Genomic DNA, 22,691 nt, shown 5'->3' with positions numbered 1-22,691 from the left:
TTTGCCTCTTATGCCAAACCCTTTAAATCCCTCTGCTTCAAGCCCCATCAACCCCACCGCTGATTTAGAGTTGGCTAAATCCTATGAGCCTGGCCCCATCGAAGCCTATTGGGGCCCTGAATGGGAGCGCCGGGGTATTTCCCAAACCACTTTAGACGATCAGAAACCCAACTTCAGCATCCAACTGCCACCGCCCAATGTCACTGGTACTTTGCATATGGGTCATGCTTTTAACCAAACCATGATGGATAGCCTCATTCGCCATGCCCGTATGCAAGGTCTAAATACACTCTGGCTACCGGGTACCGATCATGCTGGCATTGCCACTCAAATTGTGGTTGAACGGCAACTAGAGGCACAGAAAATCTCACGTCATGAACTAGGGCGCGAGGCCTTTCTAAAAAAAGTTTGGGAATGGAAAGATACCTCTGGCTCAACCATTACTCGGCAAATTCGCCGTCTTGGCGCATCTATTGACTGGTCGCGTGAATATTTCACCATGGACGACAAAATGTCGGCCGCTGTAGTTGAGGTCTTTGTTCGCCTTCATGAGCAAGGTTTAATTTATCGTGGCAAACGTTTAGTGAATTGGGATCCGGTTCTAGGTACCGCCGTTTCCGATCTCGAAGTTGTGAGTGAAGAAGAAGCTGGCAGTCTGTGGCATATTCGTTATCCATTAAGTGATGGGTCAGGCGAATTAATCGTCGCTACAACTAGGCCAGAAACTTTACTGGGCGACGTTGCGGTGATGGTTAACCCAGAGGATGAACGTTATCGTCACCTCATTGGGCAAATGGTGAATTTACCCTTGTGTAACAAAACCATTCCCATCATTGCTGATAGCTATGTTGACCCTGCCTTTGGAACTGGCGTTGTCAAAGTAACTCCTGCGCACGACTTTAATGACTACGCCGTGGCCCAACGCCACCAACTACCGCTCATTACGATTCTGACGCTCGATGCCAAGATTAATGAAAATGCTCCCAAAATCTACCAAGGCCTAGATCGCTTCGCCGCCCGCAAGCAAATCATTGCCGACTTAGAATCTGCAGGTTTAATGGCCGAAGTGAAACCGCACACCTTAATGGTGCCCCGTGGTGATCGCACCCAAACCATTATTGAGCCGATGCTGACCGACCAATGGTTTGTTGCAGTCTCTAAACCGAGCGCTGACAACCTCTATCAACCTGGTGCGTCAATGGCCAGTGCCGCATTGCATGCCGTCACCAGCGGAACAATTCAGTTGGTGCCTGAAAATTGGAAGAGCACGTATACCCAGTGGCTGGAAAATATTCAAGATTGGTGTATCTCTAGGCAGTTGTGGTGGGGCCACCAAATTCCTGCTTGGTATGGTTCTGAAGGGCAAATATTTGTGGCGCGCAATGCTACTGATGCGCAAGCCAAAGCCAGCGCTGCTGGTTACACCGGACCCCTGCAGCGCGACTCCGATGTACTTGATACCTGGTTTAGTTCAGCCCTAGTACCCTTCAGTTCATTGGGTTGGCCGCAAGCAACCGCAGAGCTTAAGCACTTTTTACCTTCCTCGGTCTTGGTTACTGGCTTTGACATTATTTTCTTTTGGGTTGCGCGCATGGTAATGATGACTTGCCACTTTACTGGGCAAGTACCTTTTCATACGGTCTATGTGCATGGCTTAGTGCGCGATGCTGAAGGCCAAAAAATGAGTAAGTCGAAAGGGAATACCTTAGATCCAATCGACCTCATCGATGGGATTGAATTGGCTGCCCTCGTCGATAAACGAACTACTGGCCTGATGAACCCAAAGCAAGCAGCAAGCATCACTAAAAAAACCCAAAAGGAATTTCCCGATGGTATTCCAGCCTTTGGTACAGATGCCTTACGCTTTACCTTTGCCTCGCTTGCGTCGCTGGGACGGAATATTAATTTTGATCAAAAACGCTGCGAAGGCTACCGTAATTTTTGTAACAAACTCTGGAATGCCAGCCGCTTTGTTTTAATGAACTGCCCTGGCGATGACGCAGCCAATGGTTTTGCGCCTTGTGATAATCAATGTGGTCCCGAAGGCTATCTCGATTTTTCTCCCGCCGATCGCTGGATTGTCTCGTTACTGCAAAAGACAGAGGCAGAAGTTGCTAAAGGTTTCACGATATATCGCTTTGATAATGTCGCCAGCGCGATTTATCAATTTGTCTGGGATGAATATTGCGATTGGTATTTAGAGCTCGCAAAAGTTCAGTTACAAACTGGCACGCCTGCCCAACAACGCGCTACGCGCCGTACGCTCCTACGGGTGCTGGAAACAATCTTGCGTTTAGCCCACCCGCTCATTCCATTTATTACCGAAACCCTCTGGCAATCCGTTGCTCCAAAGGCTGGTAAGGAACTGAATCAGCAAGCCAGCCAATCGATTGCTTTGCAGCCCTATCCCATCAGTCAGCCTGAAAAAATTGATGCCACTAGTGAAGCGTGGATGGCGCAAGTTAAAGCTATTACGGATGCCTGTCGTAATCTGCGCGGTGAAATGCAAATATCACCGGCACAAAAAGTGCCCCTGTGGATTTGTGGACCGTCAGCTTTTTTAAACCAAGCAACCCCCTATTTAATGGCCCTCGCTAAATTATCAGAAGTGCGCATCTTTGCTGATGAAGCTAGTCTCGAACGCGAAGGGGCGGGTGCGCCTATTGCCTTAGTTGGTGAAATTAAATTACTACTTAAAATTGAAGTTGATTTAGCTGCGGAGCAAATACGCATTAGCAAAGAATTGGTGCGCATTGCTAATGAAATTGATAAATGTCACCAAAAATTGAATAATGAAAGTTTTGTTGCGCGGGCGCCAGACGAGGTAGTTGCGCAAGAAAAACAGCGGCTTGCCGCCTTTGAACTCAACCATGAAAAATTGGCTGCCCAACTGCTGCGTTTAAAATCATCTTAAATACTTTTTAGAAGCGAACTTTATGAGCAATGCCAAGTTAAAACCCGTTAGCAAAGCAGTATTTCCAGTTGCCGGCTTGGGCACGCGGTTTTTACCCGCTACTAAGGCCAGTCCTAAAGAAATGCTCAATATTGTCGATAAGCCACTAATTCAATATGCGGTTGAAGAAGCCATTGCAGCTGGCATTACCGAAATGATTTTTGTCACTGGCCGCAGCAAGCGCGCTATTGAAGACCACTTCGATAAGGCATATGAACTTGAAGCCGAACTTGAGGCTAAAAATAAAACTGCTTTACTCGAAATCGTACGTAATGTGAAACCGAGTCATGTCGATTGTGTATATGTGCGTCAACCTGAAGCTTTGGGTTTAGGTCACGCGGTACTATGTGCCGAAAAATTAGTACGCGATGAGCCCTTTGCGGTGATCTTGGCAGATGATTTACTGGTTGGTGAGCCAGCCGTATTGGCACAAATGTTGGCAGTGCATGATAAATATCAGGGCTCTGTTTTAGCAGTAGAAAAAATTAATCCCGCGCAAAGTAGTTCTTATGGCATTGTGGCTGGCACTCTTACTGACCCTGGCGTACATCGCTTAACGGGCATTGTGGAAAAACCGCTACCGCAAGATGCGCCGTCAAATTTAGCGGTAGTGGGCCGTTATGTACTTTCTTCCAATATTTTTAATTACATTCGTAATCTTCAGCCTGGGGCTGGAGGTGAGTTTCAACTCACTGATGCGATTGCTGCCTTATTAAAAGCGGAACCCGTATATGCTTATGAATATCAAGGGGTACGTTACGACTGCGGTAGCAAATTAGGCTATCTCAAGGCAACGGTAGATTTTGCTCTACGCCATCCTGAAGTCAGTAGCGAGTTTGCCGCCTTTCTTAAACAACGCTAAGCTTCACACAGGGCTTCTTGCTTCACTGCGACTGGTAAATAATTTAGCGGCGTTTGAGGTAAAAAACAAAAGTATCGTTAACTACCTCTGTAGCAATTAATTGATTGCCAGTTTGTTTGGCAAACGCTGGGAAATCATGTTTTGCTCCGGCATCGGTGGCGGTAATTTTGAGGACTTCTCCCGACTGCATATCGGCCAGGGCTTTTTTAGTGCGTAAGATGGGTAATGGGCAATTCATCCCAATGGCATCAACTTCACGATTGGCAATCGGCAGCTCATTGAGGGTTAGCTCATTAAAAGTGGCTTGATTTTCGCTCATACTATTTAATCTACAGTTTTTTCTGCAGTTTTCTCTCTAATCCATTGTTGTACGCTGGCTAAGGCCGCCGGCAAGGCACTTGGCATTGTACCGCCTGCCATCGCCATTTCGGCTTTACCGCCGCCTTTTCCGCCCACCTGCTGAGCCACAAAATTCACTAAATCGCCGGCTTTAATGCGACTGATTGTATTGGCTGTGACCCCCGCGATCAAACTGACCTTATCCCCTTGCACCGAGGCTAAAACGATCGCAGCAGTTTTCAATTTGGCTTTTAAAGCATCTAAGGTTTCACGTAATACCTGCGCATCGGCACCATCGAGGCGGAGCGCTAAAACCATCAGGCCATTTATCTCAATTGCCTGGGCCGCAAGTTCATCGCCCTGACTAGCAGCCAGCTTAGAGTTCACTCGCTCAAGCTCGCGCTCGGTTTGCCGTAAAGCATCTTGCAGTTGTGCTACCCGAGTTGCAAGCTCATTGGGATTGGTCTTTAATAAATGCGCTACCGCGAACATTTGATCTTCTAAGTTTTGTAAAAAGTGGAGTGCGTTATTGCCGGTGACTGCCTCGACCCTGCGAATTCCAGCGGCCACACCCGATTCTGAGGTTACCTTTAAGCTTCCAATATCACCAGTGCGGCCCACGTGGGTGCCTCCGCACAACTCTTTTGAGCTACCAATTTCCAACACCCGTACTTCAGCGCCGTATTTTTCACCAAACAGCATCATCGCCCCGGTTTTTTGCGCATCTTCGAGTGACATCACTTGTGCTGAGGTTGCGGTATTGGCAAGAATTTCTCGATTCACGAGCGCTTCAATTTGTTTTAACTGAGCTGGGCTTATAGGTGCATGGTGAGTGAAGTCAAAACGGGTTTTGCTAGCATCAACCAAAGAACCCTTTTGCATTACATGGTCACCTAAGACTTCACGCAATGCTTTGTGCAATAAATGGGTGGCGCTGTGATTGCGCATGGTGTCTTGGCGATGGACAATATCGACTAGCGCTTTTAACGAGTCGCCAACGCACAATTGCCCCTCTAATACCTCACCTTGATGACCAAATACATTAGCTTGAATCTTAAACGTATCGGTAACCTCAAAACGAGAACGTTCATTCCGTAACTCACCACGATCGCCAACTTGACCGCCCGACTCGGCATAAAAAGGGGTGTGATCGAGCACTACTACAGCGTTATCGCCAGCAGCGACAGACTGCACCGCAACCCCATCAAGATACAGGGCAGTAATGGTGTTGCTATCACGTTGGAGTTGCTCATACCCATGAAATTCGGTTGGCTTTCCAGCATACGTCAGACCTTGCGTCATTTTAAATTGCCCTGCCGCACGGGCTTGATTACGTTGCGCCTGCATGGCCAACTCGAAGCCAGCGACATCGACAGTAACGCCACGCTCCCGACAGATGTCGGCAGTTAAATCTAAGGGGAAACCAAAGGTATCGTGTAAACGAAAAGCAGTTTCACCGTCAATATTGGTGGCATTGTTTGCTAAAGCGGCTTCTAAAATTTCCATGCCATTGGCAATCGTTTGAAAAAAGCGTTCTTCTTCTTGTTTGAGAACATCACTGACTTTATCTTGTGCATTACGCAACTCGGGGTATGCATCGCCCATTTCAGCAACTAAGGCAGGTACCAACTGATATAAAAATGGTTGCCGCGCACCTAATTTAAAACCATGGCGAATTGCCCGCCGCGCAATGCGGCGCAACACATACCCACGACCCGCATTTCCGGGTATCACGCCATCGACAATCACAAAACTACAAGCGCGAATATGGTCGGCAATAACCTTCAGTGAAGGGCTATTGGCAGCGCAATTTTGGCCGCCAGCCCCATCGACTGCAGCTTTCGCCGCTTTCAGTAAATTAACAAATAAATCGATTTCATAATTAGAATGGACTTTCTGCAGCACCGCTGCAATCCGTTCCAGACCCATGCCCGTATCAACACTTGGCTTGGGTAGAGGATGCATATTGCCCGCTTCATCGCGATTAAATTGCATAAAAACATTATTCCAAATTTCAATAAAGCGATCGCCATCTTCATCGGGACTACCAGGTGGCCCGCCAGGAATGTGTGCGCCGTGATCATAAAAAATTTCTGTACACGGACCACAAGGGCCGGTATCTCCCATCATCCAAAAATTATCGGACGCATAGCGCGCACCCTTGTTGTCGCCAATGCGGATAATGCGTTCTGCAGGGACACCAATTTGTTGATGCCAAATAGCGTAGGCCTCTTGATCTTCGGCATAAACCGTAATTAACAATTTTTCTTTTGGTAACTTAAATACTACAGTTAATAATTCCCAGGCAAATTGAATTGCATCCTGCTTAAAGTAATCACCAAAAGAAAAATTGCCGAGCATCTCAAAGAAGGTATGGTGCCGAGCGGTGTAACCCACGTTGTCTAAATCGTTATGCTTACCCCCCGCCCGAATACACTTTTGGGCGGTAGTTGCCCGACTATAGGAGCGCTGATCAAAGCCCAAGAAAACATCCTTAAATTGATTCATGCCGGCATTGGTGAACAGTAAGGTCGGATCATCTCCGGGCACCACCGGGCTAGAAGGAACGATTTGGTGCCCTTTGCTGGCAAAGAAATCAAGGAAGGCTTGGCGAATTTGGGAAACTTTCATGACAATAATTATCGCATTGGCGTTCACGCGCGCCCTAAATTAGGGCAAACCCTAGATGTTTTGGCTAGCAACGCCCATCAGCGTGCCTTACAATCGCTCATCAATATATAAAAAATGGTCACTTGATAATTAGACCAACTTGGAGCGCACTTTGAAAATACACAATCAACAAGATTTTGCCGCTGGCTTTATGTATATCGTCGTCGGCTTATTTTTTGCCAGCCTCGCTACTGGTTATCAAATGGGAACTGCCGCCAAAATGGGGCCTGGTTATTTCCCCTTTTGTTTAGGCATGCTCTTGGCTTTAATTGGCTTAGTCGTTTTGCTGAGTGCTGTCACCAAAAAGGCAGCTGACGTCAAACTAAAAAAATGGGATCTGAAAAGCGTCATTTGGATTACAGGTGCAGTAGTTCTTTACGGCGTACTACTAAGCACTATGGGATTTTTTGTTGCCCTCTTGGCCCTTGTTTTTGTTTCGGCCTCGGCTAGCCATGAATTTAAGTGGAAAGGTACCGTTATTAATGCCCTTATCTTACTGGTCTTCACGTATCTTGCTTTCGTAGTTGGGCTCAAGCTACAGTTTCCGCTGTGGCCTTTCTTCCTTAATAATTAACCGCAAAAGCCTAGGACACTGATATGGATCTGCTGAATAATTTAGCGCTGGGTTTTTCAACCGCATTAACCTTTCAAAATTTAATTTACTGTTTTCTGGGATGCTTGTTGGGCACCTTAATCGGCATTTTGCCTGGCCTTGGCCCCATTGCCACTATTGCCATGTTATTGCCAGCAACGTATGCATTACCCCCCATTGCTGCCCTCATTATGTTGGCGGGTATTTATTATGGCGCGCAGTATGGCGGCTCAACTACAGCCATCTTATTGAACATTCCCGGAGAAACATCTTCGGTTGTAACTGCAATTGATGGCTATCAAATGGCGCGACGAGGGCGAGCTGGAGTAGCGCTCTTTACTGCTGGTATGGGTTCATTTTTTGCCGGTTGCGTAGCGACTTTTATTTTGGCTGCTTTTGCCGCACCCCTTTCACAACTAGCCTTTAAGTTTGGCCCGGCTGAATACTTTTCATTAATGGTGTTGGGCTTAATCGGTGCAGTGGTTTTGGCGTCGGGCTCACTTATTAAAGCGATTGGCATGATTATTTTGGGTTTGCTCATGGGCCTAGTTGGTACCGACGTAAATTCAGGCGTGTCACGCTATGCCTTTGATGTGCCTGAACTGAGCGATGGTATTGGCTTTGTCAGTATTGCCATGGGTGTATTTGGCTTTGCTGAAATTATGATGAACTTAGAGCAAAAAGAAAAGCGGGAAAGTTTTTTAAATAAAGTGACTACCCTTATTCCAACATGGGATGATGTTAAGCGAATGGTGCCGTCAATCTTACGGGGAACGACAATAGGCTCGGTCTTGGGAATTTTGCCAGGCGGCGGTGCTGCTTTAGCTGCTTTTGGAGCCTATTCGGTTGAAAAGAAAACCTCAAAACACTCAGCTGAATTTGGGCAAGGTGCTATTGAAGGTGTTGCTGGCCCAGAAAGCGCGAATAATGCTGCAGCTCAAACTTCCTTTATTCCTTTGCTGACTTTAGGTATTCCACCCAATGCGGTGATGGCATTAATGGTGGGCGCGATGACCATTCACAATATTCAACCAGGTCCACAAGTGATGACCAGCAACCCTGCTTTATTTTGGGGCTTGATTGCGTCGATGTGGATTGGTAACTTGATGTTAATTCTGCTCAATTTACCGCTCATTGGTATGTGGGTGCAAATATTGAAAATTCCGTATCGGTTTCTTTATCCCGCTATTTTAGTTTTCTGTTGTATCGGGGTTTACACCGTTAACAATACGGTTTTTGATGTCTATATCACCGCCACCTTTGGCGTTATTGGCTACCTATTTTTTAAATTGGGTTGCGAACCCGCGCCGCTTTTATTAGGCTTTGTATTGGGCCCGATGATGGAGGAAAACTTTCGCCGCGCCTTATTACTCTCGCGAGGGGATTTTTCAACCTTTATTACCCGTCCGCTTTCGCTGGGCCTCTTGGTGGCAGCAGCTTTAATGGTCGTGATTGTTGCTCTACCTGCGATCAAAAAAGGACGTGAAAAAGTATTCGTTGAAGAGCTTTGACTTATCCTTACCTTCTCATCAAGCCCGCAGCCATCTGCGGGCTTTTTTCTTTCTCGAGTAGCGATCTTCTCTACAATTAGCGAATGTCACCAGAAAGCCCTAAAAATACCACCTCTAATAAGACAAAAGCGATAGCCGCTGAACCCTCTAATTTTCTTCGCCAAATTATCGAGCACGATTTAGCGCAACCCTTATACCAACAGCGTCCACTTCGTCACGATGCTGACGGTAATGCCTTACCCCCACTGATTACCCGCTTTCCTCCCGAGCCTAATGGCTATTTACATATTGGGCATGCTAAAAGTATTTGTCTCAATTTTGGTCTAGCTGCTGAATATCAATCACGCGCAGGGGGTGCGCGTTGCAATATGCGCTTAGATGACACTAATCCAGTAAAAGAAGATGTTGAATACGTCGATAGCATTTTAGATGCGGTACGCTGGCTTGGTTTTGATTGGGAGGCAAATGGTCAAACCCATTTGCATTACGCCAGTGATTATTTCGCACAGCTCTATCAATTTGCTGAAGTTTTAATCGAACATGGCAAAGCGTATGTTGATAGCCAAACAGCCGATGAAATTCATGCTAAACGGGGCAATTTTAATCAAGCGGGACAAAATAGTCCTTATCGTAATCGCAGTGTAGAAGAAAATTTGCAACTTTTTCGCGCGATGCGGGCGGGTGAGTTTAGCGATGGACAGCATGTGCTTCGTCTAAAAATTGAGATGCAACACCCCAATATCGTCATGCGCGATCCAGTCATTTACCGCATTCGCCATGCGCATCACCATCGAACTGGTGACCAATGGTGTATTTATCCTTTATATGATTTCACCCACTGCATTTCTGATGCCCTCGAATTCGTGTCACATTCGATTTGTACCTTAGAGTTTGAAAATAATCGACCGCTCTACGATTGGATTCTGAACGCCTTAAAAGAAGCCGGCGTCTTTAGCGAGCCGCTACCGCATCAGCACGAATTTGCGCGCCTAAATTTAACCTATACCCTCACTAGTAAACGTAAATTACTGCAATTAGTCGCAGAAAAATGTGTTGATGGCTGGGATGATCCACGGATGCCAACCATTGTGGGTATTCGTCGGCGCGGCTATACCCCTGAAAGTCTCCGCTTATTTTGTGAACGAATTGGCGTCTCGAAAGCCGACAGCTGGATCGATATGAGTACCTTAGAACAGGCTTTACGAGATGACCTAGATGCCAAGGCGCCGCGGGCTACTGCGGTACTAAAACCGTTAAAACTAGTGATCGAAAACTTTCCTGAAAATGGTTCTGAAGCCTGCTCGGCCCCACGTCATCCGCATCATCCTGAATGGGGTAAACGTGAATTTAACTTTACGCGTGAAGTTTGGATCGAGGCCGATGACTTTATGCTCGAACCCGTGAAGGGCTTTTTTCGACTTTATCCGCCCAGCAATGACCAAGCTGGTGGGCGCGTGCGACTACGCCATGGTTTTGTGATTGAATGTACTGGAGTTGAATTGGATAGCAATGGCCAGGTAAAACAAGTGAACGCGCGTTATTTTCCCGATAGCAAGAGTGGTACCCCAGGCTCAGACAACTATAAAGTGAAGGGTAATATCCACTGGCTCAGTGTGCTTGATGCCCTACCAGTTGAAGTGCGCTTGTATGATCACCTGTTTACGACCCCCCAACCCGACAGCGGTGAAAATAATTTCCTCGACTACCTTAACCCACATTCAAAACAGATTATTACCGCTTACCTCGAACCGAGCATGAAAAATGTACAAGCCGGCGAGCGCTTTCAGTTTGAACGTCATGGCTACTTTATAGCGGATGCCATCGACTCACAAGTTGGAAAGCCTGTCTTTAATCGGACGGTGGCACTAAAGGATACTTGGAAATAAAACTGGCGACGTTGGGATAGCGCAGGGCTATCCTTAACTCTTTCAGCCGGGAATTACTCACCCGCCGTGACTCACGCATAAACGACCAGAGCATTGGGCTTACTTTTTCCTTGACGGCGGCAGCCGTTAAACGTGGCGGCCGCTCAAGCTGATAAGCATCAGCAACTTGATCAAAATAATCGCCCATTTTCAGCTCTTCACCATCACAAGCATTGATGATGCGCTGGGGACGCCCACGAAATACTGCCGCGCAAATCAGGCGGGCTAAATCATCGCTCTGAATATGGTTTGAATAAGCATCTTCAGCGGCTAATAAAGCGGGGGTTCCCGCCTTCAGGCGCTCGATGGGCAATCGGTTGAGGTCGTAAATACCAGGCACCCGCAAAATCGTCAACCTTGCCCGCTGAGTTAAAGCAAAAGTCCGCAATACCTGCTCCGCATCGACGCGGCGCTTAGCCCGCTCACTTTGTGGGTCTATAGGGCTTGTTTCATGCACCCAAGAGCCATTGGCGTCACCGTATACCCCTGTGGTACTGACATAAATCAAGCGCCTGACGACACCGCCACCTTGGGCTAAAATTCGCAGTAGATTGCGGGTTCGGCGATCTTGATTACCTGAGTTAGGCGGTGGTGCTAAATGAATGACGGTTTCTGCTAATCCACTCAGACGCCATAAACTCTCAGGCTGATCAAGATTACCCAAAATAGGCAGTGCTCCTGCTTCTCGCAATGCTGGAAAACGCGTTAACTGAGAAGTTAGCGCAAAAATATGAAAAGCCGGTGCTAACTGCTTAACAACTCTTAGCCCTATATCTCCACATCCCACGATCAGGAGTCTAGGCTTAGCAAATGGGTGGGTGGCCTTACGCATGAGTTATATCGTACCGATTTATTGAAAGGAATGGGTTTTGGGGCATCGCGTCACACTGAAAGCTAGCGGTAAGGAGTTTATGGTCAACCAAGATGAAACTATTTTAGAGGCCGCCCTACGCCAAGGAATTAACTTACCTTACGGCTGCAAGAATGGTGCCTGTGGTTCTTGTAAGGGAAAAGTGATTTCAGGCCAAGTACAGCATGGCGAACATAGTGAGAGCGCTTTGAGTCGCGCTGAAGAATTAGCGGGTATGAGTCTGTTTTGCTGTGCACAAGCTACAGCCGATCTCATGATTGAAGTACGTGAAGTACAAGGGGGTAGTGATTTACCCGTTCGTAAAGTGCCCTGTCGCGTTAACACAATTACCCGCCCCACCACTGATGTGGCAATTTTGCAATTACAACTGCCGGCAGCTGAACGCTTTCAATATTTAGCTGGCCAATATATTGAATTTTTACTTAAAGATGGTCAGCGCCGCGCTTACTCTTTAGCCACTGCTCCCGAACACGATGGACCGCTTGAAGTGCAAATTCGACATTTGCCAGGCGGCATCTTTACTGATTTTGTGTTTGGACACAATCAGCCTAGTAGCGGCGCCACTAGCTCCAGCGCCTTGCCTACCCCATTTTTGCAAGAGAAAGCCATTTTACGTTTTGAAGGGCCCTTAGGTAGTTTCTTTTTGCGTGAAGAATCGACTAAACCCATCCTCTTTTTAGCAGCAGGCACGGGTATTGCCCCCATTAAGGCCATCATTGAACATATGCTTGCCAAAAAAATTCAGCGGCCTATCAGCCTCTATTGGGGTGGCCGGCGACCCACCGATCTTTATCTTGATGCACTGTGTAAAAGCTGGGCAAGCACCATCCCCGACTTTCACTATATTCCCGTTGTTTCAGATGCAATACCAACCGACCAGTGGCAAGGGCGAACGGGTTTTGTGCACCGTGCGGTGATGGCTGATTATCCTAGTCTGAAGGCCATGCAGGTTTATGCCTGTGGGGCACCAATCATGGTCAATGCAGCGCGAAGTGACTTTATTACCCAATGCCAATTACCTGAAGCCGAATTTTTTGCCGACTCGTTCACCAGTGCCGCCGATTTATCGCGCAGCTTAGATGAAACCGTTTCATAATTCAATTTTATTTAATTCAATTACTGCTCTCGCCTCATGACCAATACACCGCTTAATACAGCCGCCGTTATGTTTATCACCCCACGCCCAGAATTGGTGATGGTGCAAGGTGAGGGGTCTTGGCTAACCGATCAAAACGGCAAGCGCTATCTCGACTTTATGCAAGGTTGGGCCGTAAATTGCTTGGGGCATGCTAACGCTGGCATGATTGCGGCGCTAAATACCCAAGCCAAATTATTAATTAGTCCTAGCCCGGCGTTTTACAACGAACCCATGCTGCGTTTAGCAAATTTACTCACTGCACATAGTTGTTTTGATAAAGTTTTTTTTGCCAATAGTGGCGCTGAAGCAAATGAAGGCGCGATTAAGCTAGCGCGTAAATGGGGGCAACTCAATAAAGCAGGCGCCTTTGAAATTATTACCTTTGATCATGGCTTTCATGGGCGCACTCTAGCTACGATGAGTGCTTCTGGCAAACCGGGCTGGGATAGCATGTTTGCTCCCCAGGTCGCTGGCTTTCCGAAGGCCAATCTCAATGATCTGAGCTCGGTCATTGCCTGCATTACCGATAATACCGTGGCAGTAATGGTAGAGCCGGTACAAGGTGAAGGTGGCGTGATTCCCTGTACGCCTGAATTTATGCAAAATTTACGCCAACTCACGCAAGAGCGCAATATCTTATTGATAGTAGACGAAGTGCAATCGGGCAGCGGGCGAACCGGCAGCTTATTTGCTTATGAACAATTTGGCATTAAGCCCGACATCATGACTTTGGGTAAAGGGATTGGTGGTGGTGTACCCCTTGCTGCCCTCTTGGCGACCGATGCCGTAGCTTGCTTTGTCGCTGGCAATCAAGGTGGCACCTACAATGGCAACCCCCTAATGACAGCGGTAGGTATTAGTGTGGTTGAACAACTATTAGCTCCCCAATTTTTAGCGCAAGTACAGGCCAAAGGCGAGTTATTGCGTAATGAATTGCGTCAACTCGTTGCAGAATTTCAGTTAGAAGGTGAGCGCGGCATGGGTCTGTTACGGGCCTTAATGTTGGGCCGTGAGATTGGCCCTAAATTAGTAGAAATGGCTCGTGATCAAAATCCAGTAGGACTGTTGATTAATTCTCCACAGCCTGATTTATTGCGCTTTATGCCCGCCCTCAATACCAGTGACGACGACATTCGCTTAATGGCTTCAATGCTACGCGGATTACTCAAGCAATTAGCTTAAGCCCTTATTCGCCCAAGTAGGCCTGGCGGACTCTGGTATCGGCCATGAGCTCTGCACCAGATCCAGTCAAGGTAATCAGTCCGCTTTCCATGACATAAGCTCGTTGGGCAAGCTGCAAGGCTAAACGCGCATTTTGCTCTACCAATAAAATGGTGATTCCAGTTTTAGTTAAAGAATGAATCACATTAAAAATGGTTTCCACCATCAGTGGTGCTAGACCCATTGATGGTTCATCTAACAATAATAATTTCGGTTGCGCCATTAGCGCCCTGCCCATTGCTACCATCTGCTGTTCTCCGCCAGAAAGCGTGCCAGCCATTTGCGTGCTGCGCTCTTCTAAGCGCGGGAAAAAAGTGTAAACCTGATCTAAAAGGCGCTTAAATTCAGCTGGATTTTCCTGTAGAAAAGCGCCCATTTGTAAATTCTCGAAGACGTTCATACGTTTAAATACGCCACGTCCTTCGGGTACCAAACTGCAGCCCTGTTTGACTAGTTCATACGCGGGTAGATGCGTGACGATGTGACCCGCAAACCGAACCTCGCCACTACTTGCAGGAACGATTCCTGATAAGGCATTGAGGGTTGAGCTTTTGCCAGCGCCATTAGCACCAATTAAAGCCACCATTTCCCCTTGCTCTATATAAAAATCAATGCCCTTGACAGCAGATATGCCGCCATAATTCACTTTTAGGCCGCTAACTTCCAAGATATTCATGGGCTATTACCCAAATAGGCTTTAATCACTGCAGGACTGTTACGAACCTCAGCTGGACTCCCAACGGCAATGGTCTTGCCGTAATCCAATACCGTGAGGCTATCGCAGATACCCATCACCAAACTAACATCATGTTCAATTAATAGAATGGTTTTGCCATCAACCCGAATTTGCAACAGTAATTCACGTAAAGCTAATTTTTCAGTCGCATTCATCCCCGCTGCAGGCTCATCGAGCGCCAATAACAAAGGGTCAGTAGCTAAAGCGCGAGCAATTTCTAAGCGGCGTTGATGCCCATACGATAAATTGATGGCAGTATGATCAGCAAAATCGCCTAAACCAACATAGCGTAAGAGCGCAAACGATTTTTCTCTAATTGCCCGTTCTTCCTGCCGCACCTGTCGACCCCGCAAAATAGCACCAATTACCCCCGTATATGAACGACAATGGCACCCCACCATCACATTTTCTAAAGCAGTCATCGCCCCAAACAAGCGAATATTTTGAAAAGTCCGGGCTATTCCTGCTTGCGTTACTTGGGCTACTGAATGAGGCGAATAAAATTGGCCGTTAAATTGAAAGAGCCCGCTATTAGCAGAATACAGACCCGTTATTAGATTAAAAAAGGTGGTTTTGCCTGCGCCATTCGGGCCAATTAAACCAACAATACTGCCGCTTGGCACCCTTAAACCAACGTTATCTAAAGCGTGTACTCCGCCAAAAAATTTTGATACGTTAGTAACATCGAGCAACACACTCATGACGTAGATGCTCCCCGCTTTTGCCATATTCCTTTGGGGCGATAGAGCATAATCAAAATTAAAGCCAAGCCATAAATCAATTGGCGCATAATTTCTGCATCAACCAGGACATGCCCAAACAGCGCATTTTGTAGGGGTTGCACGACCCCACGCAACACTTCGGGAAAAATGGCTAGCAATACGGCGCCCAAAATCACTCCGGGTATATGGCCTATACCACCCAAAACTACCATCGCTAAAACCACAATCGATTCCCATAGGGTAAAGGACTCTGGTGAAACAAACCCTTGAAAAGAAGCAAATAAAACGCCAGCCACTCCCGCAAATGAAGCACCAATGGCAAACGCCAATAATTTTAAATTGCGCGTATTAATCCCCATTGCTTGGGCGGCAATTTCATCCTCACGAATGGCAACCCAAGCTCGGCCAATACGCGAATTTTGTAAACGCATGCAGATTACTGTAGCAATACATGCTAAAACGAGAAAGAGATAGAAAATTAAATATAAAGCGGGTACTTGGATAAAACCAAGGTCTAATGATTTAGCAAAAGAAATACCAAAGAGTTCGATTGAGTCGATTGCACGTATTCCCTTAGGCCCATTCGTGAGATTCATGGGTCGATCTAAATTATTTAAAAAAATGCGAATGATTTCACCAAAACCTAAAGTGACTATCGCCAGATAGTCGCCCCGTAGTTTCAGCGTTGGCACGCCTAAAATAACGCCAAATGTCGCCGCTAAGACTGCCCCAATCAAACAAGCAAGCCATATGAGGCTATGCAAACCTTCTGGAAATAATACGGCAATCGCCGCAAACGATTGGGTTAGATGAGGCGATGCCAGTAACGCAAAAGTATAGGCGCCCAAGGCATAAAATGCGATAAAACCTAAATCGAGTAAACCAGCAAATCCCACTACAACATTTAAACCTAACGCTAAAATCACATAGAGCAAAGCAAAATCCAGCACGCGCACCCAGTAATTACCGCCAACAGATCCAACGCACCAAGGCAAAATGAGGAGGCTTAACATTGCCAACCACAAAAACATGCGCCGCTGGGAAATAAAATTAAGCACGATCGGAAACTCGTTCGCCCAGTAATCCACTCGGACGCAATACTAAGACCACAATGAGCACTATGAAAGCAAAAATATCTTGGTAATTAGAGCCTAATACGCCACCAGTTAAATCGCCGATATAACCAGCTCCTAACGATTCAATTAAACCTAATAGTAGCCCCCCAAGCATCGCCCCACGGATATTACCAATGCCGCCTAAAACTGCGGCAGTAAATGCTTTCAGACCTGGTATGAAGCCCATATAAAAATTTGCATTGCCATAGTTGGTCGCTATCATGACACCAGCCAAGCCCGCCAAAGCGCCACCCAACATAAAGGTAATCGAAATAACCCGATTGGGATTAACCCCCATGAGTGCGGCAATTTTGGTTTGTTCGGCTGTTGCCCGCATGGCACGGCCTAAGCGCGTGCGCTCGACCAAGAGTAATAAAGCACACATCACTAAAAAAGCGACGGCAATAATAACGAGCTCTTTACCGGTAATTGTGACCGCACTATTAAATAATTGAATCGGTAGCGCTGGCAACAACTGCGGGTACATCAGCGGGTCACGTGACCAAACCATCATGGCAATAGTTTGCAATAAAACCGACATGCCGATAGCTGAAATCAGTGGCGCAAGCCGTGGTGCATTCCGCAATGGCCGATAAGCTACTCGCTCGATCGTGTAACTGAGCGCGGCACACGTTGCCATGGTGATTGGCAAGACCAACACTAATACCAACCAGCCAGGCAAGAAAGGGGCAAAGCCCATCAGGCCCTGAATTAGAGTGAGTGAAACCAAAGCGCCGATCATTAGCACTTCACCATGGGCAAAGTTAATAATGCCGAGTACGCCATAAACCATGGTGTAACCCAAGGCAATTAAGGCATAAATGCTCCCTAAAACTAGACCATTAACTAGTTGCTGGAGGAATGTTTCCATCCGCCCATTTACATCTTGACGATATCAAGTACCGATTTCTTTTTATCTTTATATTCGTAAAGAGAAATAACGCCATGCTGCAAATCTCCCTGTTTATCAAAGGCCACATTACCGGTTAAGCCATTCATTTGGGTATCGGGCATGACTAACAAAATTTTATCCGCAGCAGTTGACTTCGCGCGCTTCATTGCATCTACTAAAACATAAACTGCATCATAGGTGAAGGGGGAATAAATTTGCACTTCAGTATTAAAGCGCTCTTTATAACGCTTTTGAAAATCATTGCCATTGGCCATTTTGCTCAGAGCCATGCCAGCCTCTGAGCAAGTTACATTAACCACTGCGTCACCCGCTAACTCGGCTAACTTTTCAGTACACATACCATCGCCACCCACGATCTTAGCGGTAATGCCTAACTCTTTAGCCTGTTTAGCCAAAGGCCCGCCAGTCGCATCCATGCCGCCATACATAATCACGTCAGGTTTGGACCCTTTAATTTTGGTCAAAATAGCTTTGAAATCAGTGGCCTTATTATTGCTAGCTTCACGAGCCACAATTTTAAGGCCGGCGGCTTTTACGGTTTTCTCAAACTCATCAGCCAAGCCTTTGCCATATTGAGTGGCATCGTCAATAATGGCAACCGATTTAGCTTGTAGTTTTTGTGTAACATAGTTAGCGAGCGCAGGCCCTTGCTGTGCATCTGTCGCCACCAAACGGTAAGTCGTTTTAAAACCTTGTTTGGTATATTCAGGATTGGTTGCCGAAGGTGATATTTGGGTAATACCTGCATCGCTATAAATTTTTGAAGCAGGAATGCTGGTGCCAGAATTGAGGTGGCCTACGACTCCAACCACCTTACTGTCGACTAATTTTTGCGCGACTTGGGTAGCGGTCTTTGGATCTTCAGCATCATCCTCTGGTACTAAAGTCAGGAATATTTTTTTACCCTCAATCATTAAGCCGGTTTTATTAATTTCTTCAATTGCCAAACGTGCACCATTTTCATTGTCCTTACCAAGGTGGGCAATGGGTCCAGTTAAAGGCGCAACGTGCCCAATCTTCACTTCAGTGGCATCGGCTGGAACTGCTGCAGCCGTTTTTTTATCGCTTTTGCCGCAGGCGCCCAAAAGAGATATGCAGGCAATGGCACTCACTGCAATAGTGATTTGGCGAAAGGTAAGACGCTGAGATAAAGCTTGCATATAGGTCACTCCTAATTTGAATTAATCGACTAAACTTTTTGGCAAAGAAAAAACCGTATCTTCCACTACCCCCGGTAAAGAATGCACTTTTCTTGGTCCCAATTCCTGAATACGTTGCACAATTGCCTGCGCTAAGGTTTCGGGGGCAGAAGCTCCAGCAGTCAGACCAACCCGTTTTTTACCAACGAACCAATTGGCCTGTAATTGATCGGGGGAGTCAACCATGTAGGCTGGAACCCCAAGTTTTTCAGCCAATTCACGCAAGCGATTCGAGTTCGAACTCATCTTACTTCCCACCACAATAACAACATCGACTTGCGGAGCCATAAATTTCACTGCATCTTGGCGATTTTGAGTGGCATAACAAATATCTTGTTTGCGGGGTTTTATGATTTGTGGAAATTTCTGCGTTAATGCATCAACAATTTCTTTCGTTTCATCTACTGATAATGTAGTTTGGGTAACAAAAGCTAACTTGGTCTGGGCTGGAAAACTCAGTTTAGCAACATCGGCCAAACTTTCAATTAAAAAGATACCTGCATTCACTTGGCCCATTGTGCCCTCTACCTCAGGATGACCGGCATGCCCAATCATCAATACAGTAAACCCGTCTTTACACATCTTGACAACTTCAACGTGCACTTTCGACACCAAAGGGCAAGTGGCATCATAAATTTGCAAGCCCCGCGCTGCTGCATCGCGCCGCACTTCTTGCGAAACGCCATGGGCACTAAACACCACGATTGCGCCCTTTGGTACTTCGGCAAGCTCTTCAACAAAAATTGCGCCTTTTGTACGCAGCTCTTCGACCACATACACGTTGTGCACAATTTCATGACGCACATAAATTGGCGCCCCAAAGCGTTGCAATGCTTCATTAACGATATTAATTGCACGGTCTACTCCAGCACAAAAACCGCGTGGCTGCGCCAAGATAATTTGGTCGGAATCGGAATTCATCATTTAAAGAATAGCAATAATTTGTGCTTCGAAGGTAACGGGCTTTCCTGCCAAGGGATGATTGAAATCAAACCAAGCCCCTCCAGAGTCAATCGACTGCATGACACCCGCATATTGGGCGCCATTCGGGGCATTAAATTCCACTACATCACCCACCGTAAATGCAGGCGCATCTGCTTTGGCATTTTTCTGTAGTGCGGCCAAAGAAACCCATTGCACCAATTCTTCGTTACGCAACCCAAAACTTGCTTCTGGTGGAATCACTGTCGTTTTATGTTCACCCACTTGAAGTCCGATTAAAACATTTTCAAAACAAGGTGCAAATTGACCCGAACCCAAAAGCAAGGTCGCCGGCCGATCGCCAAAGGTATTTACAAAACTGTCCCCGTTGGGCAATCCCAAACGATAGTTCAAGGTCAAGTAGGAATTGGGCATAACCTGAGTTTTAGTCATTCTGCAATTGTAGCGACGCCTGCCCCTTTGGTGCAGGGGGCTATTAAGCAATGGCCGATAGCCCTACAGCCACGTGAAAAATTGCGTTTGGAGGGCGCCCAATCCTTAAGTGATGCTGAACTTCTGGCAATCTTTTTACGGGTGGGCGTGCGCGGTAAAAGTGCCGTGGCTTTAGCGCATGATTTATTGCAGGCATTCGGTAGCCTGGCCGCACTTTTAACCTGTAGTCTCGAAGAGATTTCCCGGCACCACGGCATTGGCCTCTCAAAATGGTCACAAATACAGGCTGCCTATGAATTGGTTAAACGAAGCCTAGAGGAGGACATTCACACTAGTGCTGCACTGACCTCGCCGCAGCAGCTAAAGGCCTTTCTACAAACCCAAATTGGGCATCTGCCGCACGAAGTGTTTCTCTGTCTTTACCTCGACTCACAAAATTGCCTAATCGAGTGCCAAGAGCTCTTTCGAGGCTCCATTACACAAACCGCTGTCTACCCTCGCGAAATTTTAAAAGAAGCCTTAAACCGAAATGCCAGCGCCCTGATCGTGGCTCACAATCACCCGAGCGGCAATCCCTTGCCGAGCGCAGCCGACATCGCCCTGACGAAAGCCCTGCATACTGCCTTGCAATTAGTTGATATTCCCCTGCTTGACCACTGCATTGTGAGTCATGCCGGTTTTTTCTCCTTTTTAGATTCAGGCTTAATTAATAAGGATTAAAATGAAAGTAAACACTAACTTCTTAGACTCAAAAATGCCTTCACTGCCCGCTCCATTCTATAAAAGCATGAAGGGACTAGCCCATTTAGCCCTTTGCCTGATACAATCTACCCTTTTCGCAATTAAGGAGTCGTGTCATGGCAAAAGTTTGCCAAGTCACTGGGAAAAAGCCGATGGTTGGCAATAATGTTTCCCATGCAAACAATAAAACGAAGCGTCGCTTTTTGCCAAATTTGCAAAATCGTCGCTTTTGGATTGAATCAGAAAACCGCTGGATTAGCTTACGCTTGACCACTGCTGGTTTGCGCTTAATCGACAAGAATGGCATCGATGCTGTACTCGTTGATTTACGTGCTCGTGGCCAAATTTAAGGGAGTTCAAAATGGCTAAAGGCGGTAGAGAAAAAATTAAGTTGGAGTCTTCAGCTGGTACTGGACACTTTTACACCACCACAAAAAACAAGCGCACTAAACCTGAAAAATTGGAGATCTCGAAGTTTGATCCCACGATTCGCAAGCATGTGCCTTATAAAGAAACAAAACTAAAGTAATTTAGTTTGGCAATAAAAAACCCGCAAAGTTAATCAACGATGCGGGTTTTTTTATGGGGTATGAAGAGTTTAAGCGTAGCGCCGTAAGCGTAAAGAAAAATCTCTTAAGCTTGTTAAGCCACTGGCCTCGGCCTGATGACACCAGGTGCGCAGTTGCGCAACTAATTGCTCGCCAGTAGAGTTTGAACGCTGCCAAATGGCTTGTAAGTCGCGACGCATTTCAATCATGATGCGCAATTGCGGGTTACTGGCCATTAACTCTTCGAGTTTGCTTTTTTCTGCTGGAGTCAGACGTGCTTCATCTTTACCAAGCCAACTGCGGGCATCTTTTAAATGCGTAGCAACCACTTGCATATGCTGCATTTCATTCTTAAAAAAGCGTCTTAGGGTCTTGCTATAGCGGTCCATTATCTCGTAACGATTGGCAATGATTGCCTCTAGGGTATCTTGATCTGCGGGGCGCACGGGCACTAGTACTGGCTTGGGTGGCGTTTTTTTCACTGTTGCCATACCTACTGCGCTAAGCATGCGAATATAGAGCCAGCCAATATCAAACTCGTACCACTTATTTGAAAGCTTGGCACTTGAGGCGAAGGTGTGGTGATTGTTATGGAGCTCTTCACCACCAATCAAAATTCCCCAAGGCACGATATTGGTAGAGGCATCTTCACAATCAAAATTTCGATAGCCCCAAAAATGACCAATGCCATTAATTACGCCCGCGGCTGTAATTGGAATCCAGAGCATTTGTACGGCCCAAACAGTTGCGCCAATCGCGCCAAATAAAAAGACATCGATGATCAACATTAAACCGACGCCTTGCCAAGAAAATTTGGTGTAAATATTTTTTTCAATCCAGTCATCGGGCGTACCATGTCCAAATTTACTTAAGGTTTCTGGTTTATTTGCCTCTGCTTTATAAAGCTCAACCCCGCGCAAAAGCACGGTTTTAATTCCCACGATTTGAGGGCTATGGGGGTCTTCAGGAGTTTCGCAACGCGCATGGTGTTTACGGTGCACTGCCGCCCACTCTTTCGTGACCATCCCAGTAGTTAGCCATAGCCACAGTCGAAAAAAATGTGCTGCAAGCGGATGTAAATCGAGTGCACGATGAGCCTGACAACGATGCAAATAAATGGTTACGGCTGCAATGGTGATATGGGTAGCAATTAAAGTAAACAAAACAATTTGCCACCAAGCCCAATTTAAATAGCCATGGGCAAGCCCGGCGAGTAAATTATCTGAAAGATTCTGTAAAAAGCTGGAATTCAAGCGCTTAC

General features: G+C 46.6%; 21 protein-coding genes. 10 read left to right on the top strand and 11 right to left on the bottom strand.

The features are described from left to right. Positions 1-10 precede the first annotated feature (10 nt). Positions 11-2,914, top strand: coding sequence for a valine--tRNA ligase (locus LZT21_RS03745; RefSeq protein WP_233989242.1), 2,904 nt, complete (start codon positions 11-13; stop codon positions 2,912-2,914). 22 nt (positions 2,915-2,936) lie between these two features. Further along, positions 2,937-3,815, top strand: coding sequence for a UTP--glucose-1-phosphate uridylyltransferase GalU (gene galU, locus LZT21_RS03740; RefSeq protein ID WP_233925059.1), 879 nt, complete (start codon positions 2,937-2,939; stop codon positions 3,813-3,815). A 43-nt stretch (positions 3,816-3,858) separates the two neighbouring features. Here the strand turns inward: galU and LZT21_RS03735 are convergent, their stop codons facing one another. Together LZT21_RS03735 and alaS are read right to left on the bottom strand one after the other, a co-directional pair. Further along, positions 3,859-4,134, bottom strand: coding sequence for a sulfurtransferase TusA family protein (locus tag LZT21_RS03735; protein WP_233925060.1), 276 nt, complete (start codon positions 4,132-4,134; stop codon positions 3,859-3,861). Positions 4,135-4,139: 5 nt separating this feature from the next. Further along, positions 4,140-6,785: an alanine--tRNA ligase gene (gene alaS / locus LZT21_RS03730; protein ID WP_233925061.1), complete on the bottom strand. Its 2,646-nt coding sequence runs from the start codon at positions 6,783-6,785 to the stop codon at positions 4,140-4,142. Positions 6,786-6,936: 151 nt separating this feature from the next. On the opposite strand from alaS, the gene LZT21_RS03725 reads away from it, so the two are divergent. From LZT21_RS03725 to LZT21_RS03715, 3 genes are all read left to right on the top strand, one after another. Then, the gene (locus LZT21_RS03725) at positions 6,937-7,398 is read left to right on the top strand and encodes a tripartite tricarboxylate transporter TctB family protein (protein WP_233925062.1); all 462 of its coding nucleotides are present in this window, start codon (positions 6,937-6,939) and stop codon (positions 7,396-7,398) included. Between the two features lie 23 nt (positions 7,399-7,421). Then, entirely contained in the window at positions 7,422-8,927 is a 1,506-nt protein-coding gene (locus LZT21_RS03720) for a tripartite tricarboxylate transporter permease (RefSeq protein WP_233937464.1), read from the top strand. A gap of 83 nt (positions 8,928-9,010) precedes the next feature. Beyond that, the gene (locus LZT21_RS03715) at positions 9,011-10,813 is read left to right on the top strand and encodes a glutamine--tRNA ligase/YqeY domain fusion protein (protein WP_233989241.1); all 1,803 of its coding nucleotides are present in this window, start codon (positions 9,011-9,013) and stop codon (positions 10,811-10,813) included. Here LZT21_RS03715 and LZT21_RS03710 read toward each other — a convergent pair. Continuing rightward, positions 10,776-11,684, bottom strand: coding sequence for an SDR family oxidoreductase (locus LZT21_RS03710; RefSeq protein ID WP_233989240.1), 909 nt, complete (start codon positions 11,682-11,684; stop codon positions 10,776-10,778). The two genes, LZT21_RS03715 and LZT21_RS03710, sit on opposite strands and share 38 nt — an antisense overlap. Before the next feature lie 37 nt (positions 11,685-11,721). Between LZT21_RS03710 and LZT21_RS03705 the strand changes: the two genes are divergently transcribed. Next, the gene (locus tag LZT21_RS03705) at positions 11,722-12,819 is read left to right on the top strand and encodes a CDP-6-deoxy-delta-3,4-glucoseen reductase (protein WP_233925066.1); all 1,098 of its coding nucleotides are present in this window, start codon (positions 11,722-11,724) and stop codon (positions 12,817-12,819) included. Positions 12,820-12,855: 36 nt separating this feature from the next. Further along, entirely contained in the window at positions 12,856-14,043 is a 1,188-nt protein-coding gene (locus tag LZT21_RS03700; RefSeq protein ID WP_233925067.1) for an acetylornithine transaminase, read from the top strand. A 4-nt stretch (positions 14,044-14,047) separates the two neighbouring features. Here LZT21_RS03700 and LZT21_RS03695 read toward each other — a convergent pair whose 3' ends face one another. The 7 genes from LZT21_RS03695 to LZT21_RS03665 are packed head-to-tail and all read right to left on the bottom strand — an operon-like array spanning position 14,048 to position 20,141. After that, positions 14,048-14,758, bottom strand: coding sequence for an ABC transporter ATP-binding protein (locus LZT21_RS03695; RefSeq protein WP_233925068.1), 711 nt, complete (start codon positions 14,756-14,758; stop codon positions 14,048-14,050). Next, on the bottom strand, positions 14,755-15,546 hold the full coding sequence (locus LZT21_RS03690) for an ABC transporter ATP-binding protein (RefSeq protein ID WP_370634766.1): 792 nt from the start codon (positions 15,544-15,546) through the stop codon (positions 14,755-14,757). Before LZT21_RS03690 ends, LZT21_RS03695 begins: the two co-directional genes overlap by 4 nt. Then, positions 15,516-16,571: an ABC transporter ATP-binding protein gene (locus LZT21_RS03685; RefSeq protein WP_233925149.1), complete on the bottom strand. Its 1,056-nt coding sequence runs from the start codon at positions 16,569-16,571 to the stop codon at positions 15,516-15,518. The genes LZT21_RS03690 and LZT21_RS03685 overlap by 31 nt, the downstream gene beginning before the upstream one ends. A gap of 19 nt (positions 16,572-16,590) precedes the next feature. Beyond that, entirely contained in the window at positions 16,591-17,526 is a 936-nt protein-coding gene (locus tag LZT21_RS03680) for a branched-chain amino acid ABC transporter permease (protein ID WP_233925069.1), read from the bottom strand. Positions 17,527-17,534: 8 nt separating this feature from the next. Beyond that, positions 17,535-18,728: a branched-chain amino acid ABC transporter substrate-binding protein gene (locus tag LZT21_RS03675; protein ID WP_233925070.1), complete on the bottom strand. Its 1,194-nt coding sequence runs from the start codon at positions 18,726-18,728 to the stop codon at positions 17,535-17,537. Between the two features lie 21 nt (positions 18,729-18,749). Next, positions 18,750-19,691: a 4-hydroxy-3-methylbut-2-enyl diphosphate reductase gene (gene ispH / locus LZT21_RS03670; RefSeq protein WP_233989239.1), complete on the bottom strand. Its 942-nt coding sequence runs from the start codon at positions 19,689-19,691 to the stop codon at positions 18,750-18,752. Further along, a complete protein-coding gene (locus LZT21_RS03665; RefSeq protein WP_233925072.1) occupies positions 19,692-20,141 on the bottom strand; it encodes a peptidylprolyl isomerase in 450 nt (149 codons plus the stop codon). 30 nt (positions 20,142-20,171) lie between these two features. Here LZT21_RS03665 and radC point away from each other — a divergent pair, with 30 nt between their 5' ends. From radC to rpmG, 3 genes are all read left to right on the top strand, one after another. Continuing rightward, entirely contained in the window at positions 20,172-20,861 is a 690-nt protein-coding gene (gene radC, locus LZT21_RS03660; RefSeq protein WP_370634764.1) for a DNA repair protein RadC, read from the top strand. 137 nt (positions 20,862-20,998) lie between these two features. After that, positions 20,999-21,232, top strand: a complete 234-nt coding sequence (gene rpmB, locus LZT21_RS03655) for a 50S ribosomal protein L28 (protein WP_233925075.1) — start codon at positions 20,999-21,001, stop codon at positions 21,230-21,232. Positions 21,233-21,243: 11 nt separating this feature from the next. Continuing rightward, complete coding sequence (gene rpmG / locus LZT21_RS03650) at positions 21,244-21,411, top strand: 50S ribosomal protein L33 (RefSeq protein ID WP_233925077.1); 168 nt, start codon at positions 21,244-21,246, stop codon at positions 21,409-21,411. Between the two features lie 69 nt (positions 21,412-21,480). Here rpmG and LZT21_RS03645 read toward each other — a convergent pair whose 3' ends face one another. After that, entirely contained in the window at positions 21,481-22,683 is a 1,203-nt protein-coding gene (locus tag LZT21_RS03645) for a fatty acid desaturase (RefSeq protein ID WP_233925079.1), read from the bottom strand. Positions 22,684-22,691 lie beyond the last annotated feature (8 nt).

Origin of the sequence: Polynucleobacter sp. IMCC 30228 (assembly GCF_021395205.1) — a bacterium.
Classification (GTDB): domain Bacteria; phylum Pseudomonadota; class Gammaproteobacteria; order Burkholderiales; family Burkholderiaceae; genus Polynucleobacter.
This window is presented reverse-complemented; position numbering and strand designations above follow the sequence as displayed.